The 17153-nt window shown below is 67.6% G+C and carries 16 protein-coding genes; 7 read left to right on the forward strand and 9 right to left on the reverse strand.

Annotated features, from left to right (window positions below; translation table 11 throughout):
* Positions 1-2 precede the first annotated feature (2 nt).
* The 4 genes from ABRP34_RS21605 to ABRP34_RS21620 form a co-directional block, all read right to left on the reverse strand.
* Positions 3-1469, reverse strand: a complete 1467-nt coding sequence (locus tag ABRP34_RS21605; protein ID WP_353711729.1) for a cation acetate symporter — start codon at positions 1467-1469, stop codon at positions 3-5.
* The gene (locus ABRP34_RS21610; protein WP_353711730.1) at positions 1466-1828 is read right to left on the reverse strand and encodes a hypothetical protein; all 363 of its coding nucleotides are present in this window, start codon (positions 1826-1828) and stop codon (positions 1466-1468) included. Before ABRP34_RS21610 ends, ABRP34_RS21605 begins: the two co-directional genes overlap by 4 nt.
* Entirely contained in the window at positions 1825-2544 is a 720-nt protein-coding gene (locus ABRP34_RS21615) for a LytTR family DNA-binding domain-containing protein (protein WP_353711731.1), read from the reverse strand. The genes ABRP34_RS21610 and ABRP34_RS21615 overlap by 4 nt, the downstream gene beginning before the upstream one ends.
* A gap of 61 nt (positions 2545-2605) precedes the next feature.
* On the reverse strand, positions 2606-3802 hold the full coding sequence (locus ABRP34_RS21620; protein ID WP_353711732.1) for a histidine kinase: 1197 nt from the start codon (positions 3800-3802) through the stop codon (positions 2606-2608).
* A 164-nt stretch (positions 3803-3966) separates the two neighbouring features.
* On the opposite strand from ABRP34_RS21620, the gene ABRP34_RS21625 reads away from it, so the two are divergent.
* A complete protein-coding gene (locus tag ABRP34_RS21625) occupies positions 3967-4350 on the forward strand; it encodes a DUF485 domain-containing protein (RefSeq protein WP_353713439.1) in 384 nt (127 codons plus the stop codon).
* 56 nt (positions 4351-4406) lie between these two features.
* Complete coding sequence (locus ABRP34_RS21630) at positions 4407-5963, forward strand: sodium/solute symporter (RefSeq protein ID WP_353713440.1); 1557 nt, start codon at positions 4407-4409, stop codon at positions 5961-5963.
* Between the two features lie 180 nt (positions 5964-6143).
* Here ABRP34_RS21630 and ABRP34_RS21635 read toward each other — a convergent pair whose 3' ends face one another.
* The 4 genes from ABRP34_RS21635 to ABRP34_RS21650 form a co-directional block, all read right to left on the reverse strand.
* Positions 6144-6797, reverse strand: coding sequence for a hypothetical protein (locus ABRP34_RS21635; RefSeq protein ID WP_353711733.1), 654 nt, complete (start codon positions 6795-6797; stop codon positions 6144-6146).
* Positions 6798-7202 carry a DUF4383 domain-containing protein gene (locus tag ABRP34_RS21640; RefSeq protein WP_003805916.1) on the reverse strand — a complete coding sequence of 135 codons (405 nt, stop codon included), beginning with the start codon at positions 7200-7202 and terminating at the stop codon, positions 6798-6800. It abuts the gene before it with no gap.
* 125 nt (positions 7203-7327) lie between these two features.
* Entirely contained in the window at positions 7328-7936 is a 609-nt protein-coding gene (locus ABRP34_RS21645; protein ID WP_353711734.1) for a hypothetical protein, read from the reverse strand.
* A 141-nt stretch (positions 7937-8077) separates the two neighbouring features.
* On the reverse strand, positions 8078-8551 hold the full coding sequence (locus tag ABRP34_RS21650) for an Lrp/AsnC family transcriptional regulator (RefSeq protein WP_003805914.1): 474 nt from the start codon (positions 8549-8551) through the stop codon (positions 8078-8080).
* Positions 8552-8831: 280 nt separating this feature from the next.
* On the opposite strand from ABRP34_RS21650, the gene pdhA reads away from it, so the two are divergent.
* Genes pdhA through ABRP34_RS21665 form a run of 3 tightly spaced genes read left to right on the forward strand, consistent with a single transcriptional unit; the run spans position 8832 to position 12327 of the window.
* Entirely contained in the window at positions 8832-9923 is a 1092-nt protein-coding gene (pdhA, locus tag ABRP34_RS21655; protein ID WP_353713441.1) for a pyruvate dehydrogenase (acetyl-transferring) E1 component subunit alpha, read from the forward strand.
* Positions 9923-10933, forward strand: coding sequence for an alpha-ketoacid dehydrogenase subunit beta (locus ABRP34_RS21660; protein ID WP_003805911.1), 1011 nt, complete (start codon positions 9923-9925; stop codon positions 10931-10933). Before pdhA ends, ABRP34_RS21660 begins: the two co-directional genes overlap by 1 nt.
* On the forward strand, positions 10930-12327 hold the full coding sequence (locus ABRP34_RS21665; protein WP_353711735.1) for a dihydrolipoamide acetyltransferase family protein: 1398 nt from the start codon (positions 10930-10932) through the stop codon (positions 12325-12327). Before ABRP34_RS21660 ends, ABRP34_RS21665 begins: the two co-directional genes overlap by 4 nt.
* Before the next feature lie 163 nt (positions 12328-12490).
* On the opposite strand, the gene ABRP34_RS21670 is transcribed toward ABRP34_RS21665, so the two are convergent.
* Positions 12491-13165, reverse strand: a complete 675-nt coding sequence (locus ABRP34_RS21670) for a TetR/AcrR family transcriptional regulator (RefSeq protein ID WP_353711736.1) — start codon at positions 13163-13165, stop codon at positions 12491-12493.
* A 144-nt stretch (positions 13166-13309) separates the two neighbouring features.
* Between ABRP34_RS21670 and ABRP34_RS21675 the strand changes: the two genes are divergently transcribed.
* Positions 13310-14917: a carboxyl transferase domain-containing protein gene (locus ABRP34_RS21675; protein WP_353711737.1), complete on the forward strand. Its 1608-nt coding sequence runs from the start codon at positions 13310-13312 to the stop codon at positions 14915-14917.
* Positions 14918-14924: 7 nt separating this feature from the next.
* Positions 14925-17153, forward strand: coding sequence for a biotin carboxylase N-terminal domain-containing protein (locus ABRP34_RS21680; RefSeq protein ID WP_353711738.1), 2229 nt, complete (start codon positions 14925-14927; stop codon positions 17151-17153).

Consider the following 17153-nt stretch of genomic DNA (forward strand, 5'->3'; position numbering starts at 1 on the left):
GCTCAGCGTTCCGTGGCCAGCGGCCGCTCGGGTGTGTGCAGCCTGGTCATCACCCGGGTGATGGTCCGCGGCACCCGGGAACTGGTGGCACGCGATGTCAGGACCATCACGGTGAAGGCAGCCGGCACCGTCCAGGCCGCGGGCTGCGCCAGCCACGGCGGCGTTCCCGCCACACCGAGCACCGTCCCCGCCACCATGGCGCCGCCACAGAGGAGGCCGCCGGTCACCATGCCGGCGATGGCGCCGGCGTCGGTCAGGCCCCGCCACCAGATGCCGAGCAGCAGGACCGGGCAGATGGTTGACGCCGTGAAGGCGAAGACCAGGCCCACGCTGCCGGCGAGTGCCAGCGAGTCCGTCATGAGCGCCAGGCCCAGCGGAACGGTAATCGAGACCAGCGCCGCCACCCTGAAGCCGCGCACACTGCCGCCCAGGACGTCCTGGCTGATCACGCCGGCCAGTGACACGACGAGCCCCGACGTTGTGGACAGGAACGCCGCGAAGGCCCCCGCCACGACGAGGGCAGACAACAATTCGCCCGCCGGGCCCCCGACGAGACGACCCGGAAGCAGCAGCACCAGGGCATCCGCCTGCCCCGTCCTGGCCAGATCCGGGGCGAACAGCCTGCCGGCCAGGCCGTACGCCGTGGGAAAGAGATAGAACACGGACAACAGGCCCAGCACGATCAGTGTGGTCCGCCGCGCGGAGTGCCCGTCAGGGTTGGTGTAGAAACGGACCAAAACGTGCGGCAGGCCCAGCGTTCCGAACAGCAGGGCAACAAGGAGCGAGATGCTCTGGTAGGGGCTGGCCGGACCCGCTCCGCCCGGATTCGTGGCCGCAGCCGCCAGCGCCGGGGAGCCGTCGTCTGCCAGCACCAGCAGGATGAAGATCAGCGGCACGGCCAGCGCCGTGAGCTTCAGCCAATACTGGAAGGCCTGGACGAAGGTGATCGAACGCATGCCGCCGGCCACCACGGTGAGGCACACCACCACCACGACGGCGGTTGAACCGGTCCAGGCCGGAAGGCCGGTAGTGGTCCGGATCGTCAGGGCAGCGCCGTGCAGCTGCGGGACGATGTAGAGCCAGCCCACAATGACCACAGCCACGCTGGTGACACGGCGCACGGCCCGCGAATCGAGCCTGGCCTCGGTGAAATCTGGGATTGTGTAGGCCCCGGAACGCCGCAGCGGCGCGGCCACGAACAACAGCAGCATCAGGTACCCGGCGGTGTAGCCCACCGGATACCACAGGGCATCCGTGCCGGACAGCAGGATCAGGCCGGCCACGCCCAGGAAGCTGGCGGCGGACAGGTACTCGCCGCCGATTGCCGACGCGTTCCACCACGGCGGCACGGTCCGGGAGGCGACATAGAAGTCGCCGGTGGTGCGGGAGATCCGCAGGCCGTAGAAGCCGATCACCGCCGTCGCCACGGAAACGGCCGCCACCGCCGCGATGCCCACTGCCGGGTTCACCGGAGCATCACTTTGTCCCCGGCGAGGTCGCGGTAGCGGGCTTCGTTCCGTGCCGCGCTGCGGATGTACAGCCAGGCGCTGATTCCGGTCACAGGGTAGATCCCGGCGCCCAGGAGGATCCAGTCGAACGGAATGCCGGCAAACCGGGTCTCCGCCAGTCCAGGTATCGCGCCAAGCAGCAGCGGAAAGGCACCGAGGATCAGCAGGAACCCGCCGGCCACCACCAGGGCAAGCCTGAGCTGGGAGCGGATCAGCGAGCGGACGAACACCTGGCCGACGGCCGACTCCTCGGCGGAGTCCCGCGGTTCAGCCGTCGGCCGCGCCGCTGAACGGGGTGCCGTGACCCTGACGCGCGTCATGCCTGCGGCCGGATCCTGGTGGCCTCAAGCTTCTCGCGGACGGCCGGCAGGTGCCGGCGGCTGATCGGCAGTTCAGCGTCCTCGACTGACACGCTGGGGCGTCCGGCGGCGAGCTTGAGGTGGGAGACGTGGGCGAGTGACACCAGGTAGGAGCGGTGGGTGCGGATGAAGCCGGCGTCCGCCCACTGCTGTTCCAGGTCGGCCAGGGGAACCCGGATCAGGTAGCTGGCATCGGCGGTGTGGAGCCGGGCGTAGTCACCCTGCGCCTGGACGTACGTGACGTCGTCGCGCCGGATCATCCTGGTGGTGCCGCCCTGGTCCACCGTGATCATCTCGGGCGCGGCACCGCCGTCGCGAATCAGTTCACTGATCCGGCCCACGGAGCGGGCCAGCCGCTCGGCCCGAACGGGCTTCAGCAGGTAGTCCACGGCCGCGAGCTCGAACGCCTCCAGGGCACAGTCCTCATCGGCTGTCACGAAGACGACGGCGGGGGGCCGACTGCTGCGGGATATGGCCCGTGCGATGTCCAGGCCGGATACCGACGGCATGTGGATGTCGAGGAAGACGGCGTCCACCGCCTCTGCTTCGAGGACCCGAAGCGCCTCGGCACCGGATGAGGCGCGGAGGATGGTGCCGATCCTCTCGTCACTGCCCAGGAGGAAGGCGAGCTCCTCAATCGCGGGCAGCTCGTCGTCGGCGACGAGAACGTTAATCATGCTCCTAGGGTATCTTTCGGCTCCGCAGCTTCGGGCCCGGGAACGTCCGGTGCCGGCAATTTCATGCGTCGTGGTCCGGCTGGGACTTGGGGACGCGCATGGTGATGAGTGTGCCTTCTCCGGGAGCCGTCTCGATCACCAGGCCGTGCTCGTCGCCGTACACCTGCCGGAGCCGGGCATCGACGTTCCGCAGGCCCACGTGCTCACCGTCCAGGTGGCCGGCCAGCATGGACTGCAGCTGAACCGGGTCCATTCCCACGCCGTCGTCCTCGATGGTGACCTCGGCGAACGCGCCCGAATCGTTGGCGGAGATGGTGATGTGGCCCGGCCCCTCCTTCGCCTCCAGGCCGTGCCGGACCGCATTCTCCACGAGCGGCTGCAGGCTCAGGAAGGGGATCACCGTGCTCAGCACCTCCGGCGCAATCCGCAGGCTGACCTGCACCCGCTCGCCGAACCTGGCCCGCTCCAGCAGCAGGTACCTGTCGATGCAGCGCAGCTCCTCGGCCAGCGTGGTGAAGTCCCCGTGCCGCCGGAACGAGTAGCGGGTGAAGTCCGCAAACTCCACCACCAGTTCCCGCGCCCGGGCCGGATCGGTGTTGATGAAGGAGGCAATCGCGTTCAGCGAGTTGTAGATGAAGTGCGGGCTGATCTGGGCGCGGAGGGCCCGCACCTCCGCCTCCATGAGGAGCGTCCGGGAGGCATCCAGCTCGGCCAGCTCCACCTGTGCGGCCACCCAGTCGGCCACTTCGGTGGTGGCCCGCACCAGCCCTGCCCCCGCCTGCGGGGCGAAGGCGGCAACCGCTCCCACCACGCGAGAGCCGGCCCGGACGGGAGCCACGACGGCCGCCGCGACTGATCCGGACTTGGGGGACCGTAGCTGGAGGTCGGCGGCGTTGAAAACCTGTGTCCTGCCGTTGGAGAGCACATCCGCGGCGAGCCCCATGAGCCCAGGACGCAGTTCCTCCGCGGTACCGTCCCAGGCCAGCACACCGGAAACATCCAGGATGGCCAGCGCGTCACAGCCAAGCAGGGTGCGCAGCTGGCGGCTGGCCTTGGCGGCGCCCGCGGGGTTCAGGCCGGTCCGCAGGTGCCGTCCCGCTTTCGAGGCGGCGTGGAGGGTGTTGTAGGTGGCCCGCTCGGCATCGGTGCCCAGCTCGCGGAAGGAGCGCAGCACCTTGAGCCCGACGGCGACGACGACGGCCACCGCGAGCGCGATGACGGCCACGGCGGCTGCGGAATAGAGAGGGGAATCCGGCATGCTGCCCAGCGTAGCGCGTGCCGTTTGGCGCAGCATCGCCGCCGTTGGCCGACCGGCTGCGCGCAACCACTGGCTTATCATCCCGGCAGCGACGCACAGTGATGGCAGTCACATTGGCTGGTGGGGTGCGGCCGTGTGGGAACCAGTCTCGATGAGGAGGAATGATGGGTAACGATGCCCGAACCCAGGACGCGGCGGCGTCCGTGGACTTCGAGGAAGTCCAGGCCACGCAGCAGTTCAAGGACCTGCGCAAGCGCCACCGCAGCTTTGTGTTCCCGATGGCCATCGGGTTTCTGCTCTGGTACTTCGCGTACGTCATCCTTGCCGCCTACGCCGTGGACTTCATGTCCACCAAGGTGTGGGGCAACATCAACGTGGGCATCATCATGGGGCTGCTGCAGTTCGTGACCACGTTCGCCATCACCGGCTGGTACGTCAGCTACTCGAACCGGCGCCTGGACCCGATCGCCGCGGACATCCGGCACGGCATAGAAGGCCACGATTACGACAAATCCGGCAACAGCGCATTGGGCGGCGGTGCAAAGTGATCACCATTCCCGCAGCGGTTGACGTCGCCGCACTCAAAGACACCACTCTGCTCAACATGGGCATCTTCGCCCTGTTCGTCGCCGTCACCATGGTCATCGTGCTCCGGGCCAGCCGGAACAACAAGACGGCCGCCGACTACTACGCCGCCGGCCGTTCCTTCACCGGCTCGCAGAACGGCACCGCCATCGCGGGCGACTACCTGTCCGCGGCCTCCTTCCTGGGCATCACCGGCGCCATCGCCGTCAACGGCTACGACGGTTTCATGTACTCCATCGGCTTCCTGGTCGCCTGGCTGGTGGCGCTCCTGCTGGTGGCGGAACTGCTCCGGAACACCGGCAAGTTCACCATGGCCGACGTCCTTTCGTTCCGTCTTCGGCAGCGTCCGGTGCGCATCGCGGCCGCCATCTCCACGCTGGCCGTCTGCTTCTTCTACCTCCTGGCCCAGATGGCCGGCGCCGGAAGCCTGATCTCGCTCCTGCTCGGCATCAGCGACTGGGGCGGACAGGCACTGGTGATCATCGTCGTCGGGGCGCTGATGATCATGTACGTCCTGATCGGCGGCATGAAGGGCACAACCTGGGTTCAGATCATCAAGGCCATCCTGCTCATCGCCGGTGCCGCCGTCATGACGCTCTGGGTTTTGGCCATCTACGGGTTCAACCTGTCCAGCCTTCTGGGCGGGGCGGTTGACGCGGCCAACAACCCGGCTGTGCTCAACCCCGGCCTGCAGTACGGAAAGACCGAAACTTCCAAGCTGGACTTCATGTCCCTGGGCCTTGCCCTGGTGCTGGGCACGGCCGCCCTGCCGCACGTGCTGATGCGCTTTTACACGGTGCCCACGGCCAAGGAAGCCCGCAAATCGGTTGTGTGGTCCATCTGGCTGATCGGGCTGTTCTACATCTTCACGCTAGTCCTCGGCTACGGCGCCGCCGCCCTGGTGGGGGCGGACACCATCAAGGGTGCCCCGGGCGGCGTCAACTCCGCGGCGCCGCTGCTGGCCTTCCACCTGGGCGGCCCGCTGCTCCTGGGCTTCATCTCGGCCGTGGCTTTCGCCACGATCCTTGCGGTGGTGGCCGGCCTCACGATCACCGCCGCCGCCTCGTTCGCCCATGACATCTATGCCAACGTCATCGCGAAGGGAAAGGCCGACGCCGATACGGAAGTTAAGGTGGCACGCCGCACTGTTGTTGTGATTGGCATCCTCGCCATCCTGGGCGGGATCCTGGCCAACGGCCAGAACGTGGCGTTCCTGGTGGCCCTGGCGTTCGCCGTGGCGGCCTCCGCCAACCTGCCCACCATCATCTACTCCCTGTTCTGGCGCCGGTTCACCACGCAGGGCGCCATATGGAGCATGTACGGCGGGCTCGCGTCGGCCGTCATCCTGATCGCGCTCTCCCCGGTGGTGTCGGGCACTGCGACCTCCATGATCAAGGGCGCCAACTTCGCTGTCTTCCCGCTCAGCAACCCTGGCATCGTGTCCATCCCGCTGGCCTTCCTGCTGGGCTGGCTCGGCACGGTGCTGGACAAGAGGCAGGAGGACCGGGGCAAGCAGGCCGAAATGGAGGTCCGGTCACTGACCGGGGTCGGCGCCGAGAAGGCGGTGGAGCACTGACCGCTTCCGGTTCGCGCAACCTCCGTCCCCGGGTAAGAAACGTCCCCTTAGTGACCCCGGCTTAGCAAGCCCGACGAATGCAGCCAGGAGCCCCCGCACACCGTGCGGGGGCTCCTGGCGTGTTTGCCGCCGTCGGACTGGCGGCCGGGGGACCGGCCGCCGCCGGGGTAAGCCTGCGACTCAAGGCGAGTGGTGCCCGCCGATGTGTTCACCGTGCGGCACAGCGAACTGGCCCGCCGTCGATGCGGCGAGACCCGGCGTCGTGATGGCGGCAACCAGCAGCGCTCCGGTGAAGGCGGCGGCGAGCAGCGTTCCGGCGCCCATGCGGCCCGATGCGTTCTGGCCCGATGCGTTCTGGCCCGATCGGCCGGGAAGACTGGGGGATCTGCGGCCGAGCCAGTACGTAGCCGCGAGGGTCATGAGGGTCAGCAGCAGGGCGGCGAGGTGGCTGATGCCCAGGCCCGCCATGCCGCTCCTTGCGCCCAGCACAAGGGCCGCCATGTGCACCGCGGCGGCGGCGGGCAGCAGGAGGGCGGAGGTCCGCGGCAGCGGGAAACGGTTCCTGCTCAGTCCGGCAATTGTCCACCCCAGCAGGGCCGTTCCCCAGAGCAGGGCGGCCGCGCCGCCGGCTGCCCTCGCTGGGAGGACAGGGCCGGCGGCGGCAAACAGGCTGGAGGCGACGGCGAGGTTGACCGCTGCGGCGCCGAGGCCGGCAAAGCCGGCGAAGAGCCGCACTGCGTCGGAACGGAACGTTGCCTGCGATGCCGGGGTTTCCCGGGTTCTCTGGGTTGCCGCGGTGGCCCGGCCGGCCATCGTCTTTGGGCGCGGGGTCATCTAGGCACGGGCCGTGGCGGGGACCTTGTCCAGGGACAGGCCGACGCCGAGCAGAAGGACGGCGCTCGCCAGGTGGAGAACGTTGTCCGCGCCGTTGAGGGCAATGATGTTGAGCGGCGAGCTGAGCAGGAACAGCCCGAGGATACCGACCAGAAGGTATACGGCGCCCACCGCCGTGTTGACGGTGCGTGCAAGCTGGATGTCCTTGACCCCCGCGTAGAGCAGTGCGGCGCCGATGGCCAGGTGGATCACGTTGTGCAGCGGGTTGACCTCGAAGATGATCAGGTTGGCGCCTTCGGTGGAGAAGAAGCTGACTCCCGAAGTCACGGCGAAGCCGACGAGGCCCACCAAGAGGTAGACGGCTCCGAAGACCGTGGCGATAAGACGGTTCGGTGAGTTGCGCATGGCCCAAATTCCTTCCGGTTGCTGGCCGGGTCAGACGCCCTGGCCAGATTTCGGAGCCCCGGTCGGGACTCTCGGAAGCAATTCGGGTCCGATGTGCGCTTGGATGGGTGACGGTCAGATAAGAGTCAGGCCTTTGGCCGGAGCCGGATGGTGACCATCTTGAGCTCGTCCTTGCCGGCGAAGCGGTACACGAGTTCGATGTCCTTGCCCGGGCATTTGATGAGCCCGGCGATATCCGCGATGTTGTTGTCGCCCTCGTTGCTGACTTTGAGGTCGTCATAAGCCGTGGTGCAGGAGGGATCCAGTTGGAGGCTCTTGACGCCTGAATCGAACTCCTCCCGTGACAGTTGCTCCTTCAGGCTCGGGTCCATGTAGTCGTTGTACGCCTTGTTCGTGTCACCGGCGATGACCAGCTGGGTGAAGCTGTCCGCGAGGTCCCCGGCCTGCCGCGTGGCTCCGCCCACAAGGTTGACCAGGAGCAGCACTCCGACGGCCACCAGCAGCAGCACGCCTGCCACAATGCCCACGACGATCCAGAGGCCCTTGCGGCTATTGGCCGGAGGCATGCCGGGCAAGCCGAACGGGGCAGGCGGAAGCCGCCGCCGGCCAAGGGGCTGCTGCGGACCTGCCGGGTAGGGGCCGGGCTGCTGCGCGCCTGGCTGCTGCGGACCTGCCGGGTAGGGGCCGGGCTGCTGCGCGCCCGGTTGCTGCGGGGGGAGCGGGGGATTGCTCAAGGGTGGGCCTTTCCTGCACCGCACCAGCGGCGCTCCAACAAACGGGGCACAGCCGGCGCCCGGTCACTTTTGTGGAATAGCCTATAGCGCCGGCGGCCCGGAACAGCGATGTTGTCCCGTGGTTACGGCCGGCTGTTGCGGTCAGGCTTCCGCTGAGTTGCGCTCAAGCAATGGCTGGATCCGGAAAGGTATCAGTTCACCCATGGCCAGGGCGGTATCGGTCCTCTCGACGCCGTCGCAGGCCAGGATCTTCCCGTTGATCCGGAAGAGGTCTTCGGCGTCCAGTGCCACCACGCGCAGCAGCAGGTCGGCCGAGCCGGTCAGGCCGTAGCCCTCGAGGATTTCCGGCACGGCTGCCAGTTCCTCGGCAAGGGAGCCGAGCTTTTGCTGCTGGACATGCACCGAGATGAAAGCCATCAGCGGATAGCCCAGCGACACCGGATTGATGCGCCGCTCGAACGACAGGAAGGCGTGCTTCTTCTCGAGCTGGGCCATCCGCGCCTGGACGGTGTTGCGGGAGAGGCCGAGCTTCTGGGCGAGGGCCACCACAGTGCGGCGCGGGTCCTGTGCCAGGGCGGAGAGCAGCCGGGTGTCTGTGCCATCCAAAGCTTGCATAATGCGCAAGGCTAGCACGGTCCCACGCCGCCCAACAGTGCATTGTGCTCAGTTTTAACCGCAGTGGTTGTACCACCTGAACATTGTGAGTATGGTCACAATTAACCGGGGCAAAGGCGCCCGGGAAGCCGGAATGCGGCGGTATCACGAGTCCTGCCGCGGGATGGTTACACGACGTCAGAAGGTTGCGGCAACAGTGGTGACAGACGATGCGGGCCAGGGCGGAACAGCCGCCGGCCGGGACAACAAGACAGGGCACCAGGGTGGCGCAGGCCACAGCATGGTCCAGCTGATCACCCCCGCGGGGGAACGCGTCAGCCATCCGGAGTACGACCCCTGGCTCAAGGACGTATCAGACGAGCAGCTGTGCTCGCTCTACGAGGACCTGGTGGTGATCCGGCGGATCGACAAAGAGGCAACCGCGCTGCAGCGCCAGGGTGAACTTGGCCTTTGGCCGCCGCTGCTGGGCCAGGAAGCCTCACAGGTGGGATCCGTGCGGGCGCTGCGGGATGACGACTTCATTTTTCCCAGCTACCGCGAGAACGGCGTCGCCTACTGCCGCGGGGTGGACCTGGCGGACATCCTGCGTGTCTGGCGCGGAGCTGCTTCCGGCGGCTGGGACCCGTACACGGTCAACATGGCCATTCCGCAGATCGTCATCGGCGCGCAGACGCTGCATGCCACCGGGTACGCCATGGGAATCCAGAACGACGGTGCCGACTCCGCAGCGATTGTGTACTTCGGCGACGGCGCCACCAGCGAGGGCGATGTCAACGAAGCAATGGTCTTTGCCGCCAGCTTCCAGGTGCCGCTGGTGTTCTTCTGCCAAAACAACCACTGGGCCATCTCCGAGCCGGTGCGGGTCCAGTCGCATACCCAGCTCGTGGACCGCGGGACAGGCTTTGGCATCCCCAGCATGCGCGTCGACGGCAACGACGTGCTGGCGGTCATGGCAGCCACCCGGGTCGCCCTCGACCGTGCCCGACGGGGCGGCGGTCCCACCTTCATCGAGGCCGTCACCTACCGGATGGGCCCGCATACGACGGCGGATGATCCCACCCGGTACCGCGACGCCAATGAGCTGGAGGACTGGGCGGCCAAGGATCCGATCGGCCGGGTCCACGCGCTGCTTGACCGCAAAGGCCTGTTCACCGAGGGGTTCGAAACCGGCGTGCGGACCAAGGCAGACGCCGTCGCCCGCGAACTGCGTGCGGGCTGCATTGGCATGCCGGACCCCGAGCCGCTCGACGTCTTCAAGCACGTCTACAGCACCCCCAATTCCTGGCTGGACCGCCAGCAGGACCACTACTCCCGTTACCTTGCCACCTTCGGCGATCCCGAAGCGGCAACACAAGAAGAAGGTGCACGCTGATGACGCAGATGACCTTTGCGCGGGCAATCAACTCCGGCCTCCGCAGATCCCTCGACAACGATCCCAAAGTGGTCCTCATGGGCGAGGACATCGGCGCCCTGGGCGGCGTCTTCCGCGTGACCGACGGGCTGCAGAAAGACTTCGGCAAGCACCGCGTCGTGGACACGCCCCTGGCCGAGTCCGGCATTGTGGGCACAGCGGTTGGCCTGGCTTACCGCGGCTACCGGCCGGTGGTGGAAATCCAGTTCGACGGCTTCGTCTATCCCGCGTTCGACCAGATCGTATCCCAGGTGGCGAAGATGCACTACCGTAGCCGCGGCACCGTGAAAATGCCCATCACCATCCGCATCCCGTTCGGCGGCGGCATCGGGTCGCCGGAGCACCACTCCGAGTCGCCGGAGGCCTACTTCGCCCACACGGCAGGCCTGCGGGTGGTCACCCCGGCCAGCCCGCAGGACGCCCACACCATGATCCAGCAGGCTATTTCATGCGATGACCCCGTGGTGTTCTTCGAGCCCAAGCGCCGCTACCACGACAAAGGCGAGGTGGACGAGTCGCTGGATCCCAACTCAGCCCCGCCGATGGGCCGGGCCAGCGTGGTGACGGACGGCAGCGACGTCACGCTCGTGGCATACGGGCCACTGGTGAAGACGGCCCGCGATGCCGCCACGGCGGCCGCGGACGAGGGCGTCTCGGTTGAGGTCATTGACCTGCGGTCGTTGGCTCCGGTGGACTTCGCCACCGTTGAAGCCTCGGTCCGCAAGACGGGCAGGCTGGTGATCACCCATGAGGCCGGGCAGTCGAACGGGCTCGGCGCGGAGGTTGCGGCCAGCATCACGGAGCGCTGCTTCTACCATCTGGAGGCGGCACCGGTCCGCGTCACCGGGTTTGACGTGCCGTACCCCTATTCGAAGGTGGAAATGCACCACCTTCCGAATCTTGACCGGATCCTCGACGGCGTCGATCGCGCGCTGGGCCGGCCGAATTCGCTGAGCGGGCTGGAAGGATGACCGTCACCATGATCAAGGAATTCCGGCTCCCGGATCTCGGCGAAGGACTGACCGAATCCGAAATCGTCAGCTGGAAGGTGGGGGTTGGGGACACCGTCAGCCTGAACCAGATCATCGCCGAGGTGGAGACCGCCAAAGCCGTGGTGGAGCTGCCCTCGCCTTTCGCGGGCGTGATCACGGCCCTGCATGAACAGCCGGGAACCGTGGTGGAGGTGGGCAAGCCGATTGTCTCGTTCGAGGTAAAGGACGACGCCGGTATCCAGCCCGGCACTGCCGCCCCGGCTGAGGCGCCGCTCCCCAAGAGGGAACCCAACTTGGTCGGGTACGGCGCCGTCGTCGAAAGCACCGGCCGGCCCGTCCGCCGGCAGCGCACGCTCCTCGAGCCAGCCGAAACCAAGGCCCCGGTGGTTGAGCCTGTCGAAACCAAGACGGTCGAAACCAAGGCCCCGGTGGTTGAGCCCGTCGAAACCAAGCCTGCCGGCACCAACCCCGCCGAGCGGCCCCGTTCCACGCCGCCTGTCCGGAAGCTGGCCAGGGACCTCGGCGTAGATCTGGAGAAGGTGGCGGGAACCGGCCCCGGCGGGCTGATTTCCCGTGACGATGTGCGCAATTTCGTGGGTGGCGGGGATCTTCCCGCGGCCGCCCAGGAGATGGCGGCACCGACGGCACTGCAGTCCGCGGCGGCCCAGGGAGACCGTGAGGTGCGTACGCCTATCAAGGGTGTCCGCAAATTCACGGCCGCCGCCATGGTCAGCAGTGCCTTCACGGCGCCGCACGTGACGGAGTTCCTGACGGTCGACGTCACTCCGGCCATGGAACTGCTGGCAAGGCTCAAGGAAAGCAAGTCCTTTGCCGGCCACAAGCTCACGCCTCTGACCCTCGTGGCCAAGGCCGTCCTGATCGCGCTGCGGCGCAATCCCGGCCTGAATGCCAGGTGGGATGAGGCCAACCAGGAGATCGTGCAGTTCAACTACGTGAACCTCGGCATCGCGGCCGCAACCCCGCGCGGCCTCACCGTTCCCAACATCAAGGACGCCGACCGCCTGACGCTTGTCGACTTGTCCGCGGCGCTCGCGGATCTGACGGACACCGCCAGGGCCGGCAAGAGCAGCCCGGAGGACCTCTCCGGCGGCACCATCTCCATCACTAACATCGGTGTCTTCGGGATTGACGCCGGCACGCCCATCCTCAACCCGGGGGAGGCAGCGATCCTGGCCATGGGCGCCGTCCGCAAGGCCCCGTGGGAGTACCAGGACCAGGTAGCGCTGAGGCAGGTCATGACGCTGAGCCTGTCCTTCGACCACCGGCTGGTGGACGGCGAGCAGGGATCAAGGTTCCTGGCCGACGTCGGCGCCCTCCTCGCGGATCCCGCCATGGCCTTCGCGATGGCCTAGCCGCAGGCCGCCTGCCGCTCGGGCTCGTGCGGCAGGCAGCCTCTGCACCCAAAACTGGGCACTTTGAAGCCGAAACAGGGCACATATCGCCCAAACCCCGGCGTGTCCGTGTCAAAGTGCCCCGTTTTGGCGCGGACCGTGGCGCAGGAACTGGCCAGCAGGGTTAGTCGGCCAGCGGGCTGGATGTCACCAGCAGGGCCGCCAGCGCCATGTTCTCCAGGAGCGGCCGGGCCGACTTGACGGCCATCCGCCGGCCGTGGTTGCGGACAGAGTGCGGCGTGGAGTTGATCAGGCCGAACGTCGCGTGGGCGCGCATGCGGAGGTCCGCCGTATCCGTTGTGCCGTGGATGCCAGCCAGCACGTCCACCCACACTTCCACGTAGCTGCGTTGCAGGGCCCGCACCTGGGACTGGTCCTCGCCGGTCAGGTTGCTGAAATCCCTGTCCTGCACCCGGATCACGTCGGGGTTGCTGAGGGCAAAGTCCACGTGGAACTGCACCAGCCGGGCCAGTGCCGTGGCGGGGTCGGCGGCGTCGGCCACCACGTGGCGGCCGCCGTCGAGCAGGTCCTGGCTGACGGTGAGCAGCAGCGCGCCCAGCACGGCCTGTTTTCCGGGGAAATGGCGGTACACGGCGGGTCCGCTCACACCTGCTGCGGCGCCAAGGTCCTCAAGGGAGACCCGGTTGAACCCGTTGACGGCGAAGAGCGTCGCCGCTGCGGACAGGAGCGCCTGCCGGCGGGACTCCTTCGCCCGGCTGCGCTGCGTGGGACCGGATGTCTCATGGCCGGCTGTGGTCTGGCCGGCAGCGGTGAGCTCTCCGTGATCTGTGGTGGGCACTTTTCCTCCTCGGAACCCAAGAACTCTACCAACATCCCGTGTTGGACATCACAGTTACTAGAGACTAACCTAAACTCAGTTACGAGGCACTAACCGAAATGCGGCAGGACTGCCGCCGGGAGTGCCCGGGAATGGAAGCGGTCAATGGAGACACTCGCCAGCCGGCTGGATACCGCCGGCAGCGCATTCGAGGCCAACAGCCTTGCGCAGCGCGCGCTCGCCGAAGAGCTGCGGAAACGGCTTGCGACGGCCGCCGTGGGCGGGCCGGAGAAATCCCGCCAGCGGCACATGGCCCGCGGCAAGCTGCTTCCCCGGGAGCGGATCGACCGCCTTCTCGACGACGGCAGCCCCTTCCTCGAGATCGCCCCGCTGGCCGCGAACGGCATGTACAACGACGATTCACCCGGCGCCGGCATCATTGCGGGCATCGGACTGGTGCACGGCCGCCACGTCCTGGTGATTTCCAACGACGCCACCGTCAAGGGCGGCACCTACTATCCCATGACGGTGAAGAAGCACCTCCGGGCCCAGGAGGTCGCGATCGAGAACCGGCTCCCGTGCATCTATCTCGTGGATTCCGGCGGTGCCTTCCTCCCCAAGCAGGACGAGGTCTTTCCGGACCGGGACCACTTCGGCCGGATCTTCTACAACCAGGCCCGGATGTCCGCCGCCGGCATTCCCCAGATCGCTTCCGTCATGGGCTCCTGCACGGCAGGCGGTGCCTACGTACCCGCGATGAGCGATGAAACGGTGATCGTCCGCAACCAGGGCACCATCTTCCTGGGTGGCCCGCCCCTCGTGAAGGCCGCCATCGGCGAGATCGTCAGCGCGGAGGAACTCGGTGGCGGCGACGTCCACTCCAGGATCTCCGGCGTTACGGACCATCTCGCCGAAAACGACGAACACGCCCTGCAGATCGTCCGCGACATCGTTGCCACGCTGCCCAGGCCCGCGGCGCCGGCCTGGGATGTGGACACCGCCGTCGACCCTGTTGCCGAGCCCGGCCAGCTCTACGGTGCCGTTCCCACGGACGTCAACGCGCAGTACGACGTCCGCGAAGTGATCGCCCGGCTGGTGGACGGCAGCCGCTTCCACGAGTTCAAGAAGAACTACGGTGCCACCCTCGTGACGGGATTCGCCAGGCTTCACGGACACCCGGTCGGCATCGTGGCCAACAACGGCGTGCTGTTCAGCGAATCGGCACTCAAGGGCGCCCACTTCATTGAACTGTGCGACCAGCGAGGCATTCCGCTGCTCTTCCTGCAGAACATCTCCGGCTTCATGGTGGGGAAGGACTACGAGCAGGGCGGCATTGCCAAGAACGGCGCCAAGATGGTCACCGCCGTGGCCACCACTCGCGTCCCCAAGCTGACCGTGGTGATCGGCGGGTCCTTCGGTGCCGGCAACTACTCGATGTGCGGGCGGGCATATTCACCGCGCTTCCTGTGGATGTGGCCCGCCAGCCGGATCTCCGTCATGGGCGGCAATCAGGCCTCCAGCGTCCTGGCGACCGTCAAGCGCGACCAGTTCGAGGCGGCCGGGCAGGAGTGGTCCGCAGCGGACGAGGAAGCCTTCAAGGCACCTGTCCGGCAGCAGTATGAGGACCAAGGCAGCCCCTACTACTCGACGGCCCGCCTGTGGGACGACGGCGTGATCGACCCCGCGGACACCCGCACCGTGCTGGGCCTGGCGCTCGACGTCGTGTCCCGCGTTCCGCTGCCGGAGACCTCCTTCGGCCTCTTCCGAATGTGAGCGCGGGATGACTACCGACAACATGTTCCGCACGGTCCTGGTGGCCAACCGCGGCGAGATTGCCTGCAGGGTGATCAGGACCCTGCGCGCCATGGGCATCCGTTCGGTTGCGGTCTACAGCAATGCCGACGCCGGTGCCCGCCACGTGCGCGAAGCCGACACCGCCGTCCGGATCGGCCCCGCTGCGGCGGCCCAGAGTTACCTCAGCATCGAGGCGATCATCAGGGCCTGCCAGGACACCGGCGCCCAGGCGGTGCACCCCGGCTACGGATTCCTCAGCGAGAATGCGGACTTCGCCCGGGCACTGGACGCCGCCGGCATCGCCTTCATCGGCCCCGGGTCCGAAGCCCTGGATGTCATGGGGGACAAGATCCGATCGAAGAACCACGTGGCAGGGTACGGCGTTCAGGTGGTCCCGGGCATCGCCGAGCCCGGCATGACCGATGACGAACTCATCGCCGCCGCCCCGGCCGTGGGTTTTCCCCTGCTGATCAAGCCCTCGGCGGGCGGCGGCGGCAAGGGAATGCAAGCTGTCGAGCGGCCGGAGGACCTGCCGGCCGCCCTGTCAACCGCACGGCGCGTGGCGGCGAGCGCGTTTGGAGACGGCACCCTCTTCCTGGAACGCCTGGTAACGTCCCCGCGGCACATCGAGGTGCAGGTCCTGGCCGACGCGCACGGCAACGTGATCCACCTCGGGGAGCGCGAATGCTCCCTGCAGCGGCGGCACCAGAAGGTCATCGAGGAGGCCCCGTCACCGCTGCTGGAATCTCTGCCCGACGGCGAGGCAGTCCGTGCGAAGATCGGCGAGGCCGCCTGCCAGGCTGCGCGCAGCGTCCACTACACCGGCGCCGGCACGGTGGAGTTCCTCGTCTCGGACGACTCCCCGGAGGAGTTCTTCTTCATGGAAATGAACACCCGGCTCCAGGTGGAACATCCGGTGACGGAAATGGTCACCGGCATCGACCTCGTCGAATGGCAGGTGCGCATCGCCGCCGGTGAGCTGCTCACCGTCGGACAGGACGACGTCGTACTCAATGGCTACGCCGCGGAGGCCCGCGTCTACGCCGAGACCCCGCACCGGAACTTCCTGCCGTCCTCGGGCGAGGTGGTGCTCCTTGACGAAGACGGCGGCCTCTTCACACCCGTGGGGCGGCCCGGCCCCCAAAGGACTGCGGTTCCCGGCGGTGGTTTCCAAAGCCAGGACGTCCGGATCGACTCATCGCTGCTGCCGGGGCTGGAAATCTCCAGCGATTACGACCCCATGCTGTCCAAGGTCATCGCCTGGGGAACGGACCGCAAGGCCGCCCTGGACAAACTGGACGCGGCGCTGGAGCGGTACACCGTCCTCGGCATCGACACCAATGTGGAGTACCTGCGGCTCCTGATTAATGACGACGACGTCCGCGCCGGCCGCCTCGACACCACGCTGATCGACCGCAAAATGCCGGAGCTGGCCTTCCGGGACATCGGAGACACGGAGCTCATGGCGGCCGCCCTGCGGTTCTGGCCTGGCGACGCCGAGGCTGTGGAACCCGGCGGGGAACAGGGCGGGGGACAGACAGGTCCCCGATCCCCGTGGGACAACGCCCGGGGCTGGCGCCTCGGAGCGCCGGCGCCATGGCGGGTGAGCTTCGGCCTTCCCGGCGGTGCCATGGCCACAGTGGCCATCACCTGGCAGGGCGAGGCCGGCCACGCCCTGGTCCGCATCGACGACGGGCCGGAGCACGAGGTGCGGGTCCTGGATAGCGGGACCGACGGCACCGGCCCCGACGTCATCAGACTCGAGGTGGGGGACCAGCAGCACACCTTCGCCGTTGGTCTGTCACGGCCAGCACATGCCGCCGGCCGTCACCGGGCAACGCGGGCGGGGCATGTCTACGTGGGCAGCGGCGGCTGGTCCTGCGGGCTCGAAGTCCTCACCCGCGAATCCCGCCTGGTACGGGTGCTGGCCGCCGTCGAACGCGAAGAGGGCGCCGCCGATCCGGAGGTCCGGTCACCCATGCCCGGGACCGTCGTCTCCGTTGCGGTGCGCGACCGCGACCCGGTGACAGCGGGCCAAGTGCTGCTGTCCGTGGAGGCCATGAAGATGGAACACCAGCTCGTGGCCGAAGTCTCCGGCACCGTCCACATCACCGTCGCCACCGGTGACCTGGTCAAGGCCGACCAGGTCGTAGCCACCATTCACGCGGCCGGCACCGCAGCACAGGATCCAGCAGAAGAACGTAAGGAGGCCTAG

It is taken from the genome of Arthrobacter sp. K5, from assembly GCF_040448525.1.
Lineage (GTDB): Bacteria > Actinomycetota > Actinomycetes > Actinomycetales > Micrococcaceae > Arthrobacter > Arthrobacter globiformis.

Coding starts and splice junctions, on each gene's coding strand:
- ABRP34_RS21665 (WP_353711735.1), top strand. CDS start 10,930: ATGACCGTCACCATGATCAAGGAATTCCGGCTCCCGGATCTCGGCGAA.
- ABRP34_RS21660 (WP_003805911.1), top strand. CDS start 9,923: ATGACGCAGATGACCTTTGCGCGGGCAATCAACTCCGGCCTCCGCAGA.
- ABRP34_RS21640 (WP_003805916.1), bottom strand. CDS start 7,202: ATGCGCAACTCACCGAACCGTCTTATCGCCACGGTCTTCGGAGCCGTC.
- ABRP34_RS21630 (WP_353713440.1), top strand. CDS start 4,407: ATGGGCATCTTCGCCCTGTTCGTCGCCGTCACCATGGTCATCGTGCTC.
- ABRP34_RS21615 (WP_353711731.1), bottom strand. CDS start 2,544: ATGATTAACGTTCTCGTCGCCGACGACGAGCTGCCCGCGATTGAGGAG.
- ABRP34_RS21680 (WP_353711738.1), top strand. CDS start 14,925: ATGACTACCGACAACATGTTCCGCACGGTCCTGGTGGCCAACCGCGGC.
- ABRP34_RS21650 (WP_003805914.1), bottom strand. CDS start 8,551: ATGCAAGCTTTGGATGGCACAGACACCCGGCTGCTCTCCGCCCTGGCA.
- ABRP34_RS21620 (WP_353711732.1), bottom strand. CDS start 3,802: ATGCCGGATTCCCCTCTCTATTCCGCAGCCGCCGTGGCCGTCATCGCG.
- ABRP34_RS21610 (WP_353711730.1), bottom strand. CDS start 1,828: ATGACGCGCGTCAGGGTCACGGCACCCCGTTCAGCGGCGCGGCCGACG.
- ABRP34_RS21635 (WP_353711733.1), bottom strand. CDS start 6,797: ATGACCCCGCGCCCAAAGACGATGGCCGGCCGGGCCACCGCGGCAACC.
- ABRP34_RS21625 (WP_353713439.1), top strand. CDS start 3,967: ATGGGTAACGATGCCCGAACCCAGGACGCGGCGGCGTCCGTGGACTTC.
- pdhA (WP_353713441.1), top strand. CDS start 8,832: ATGGTCCAGCTGATCACCCCCGCGGGGGAACGCGTCAGCCATCCGGAG.
- ABRP34_RS21675 (WP_353711737.1), top strand. CDS start 13,310: ATGGAGACACTCGCCAGCCGGCTGGATACCGCCGGCAGCGCATTCGAG.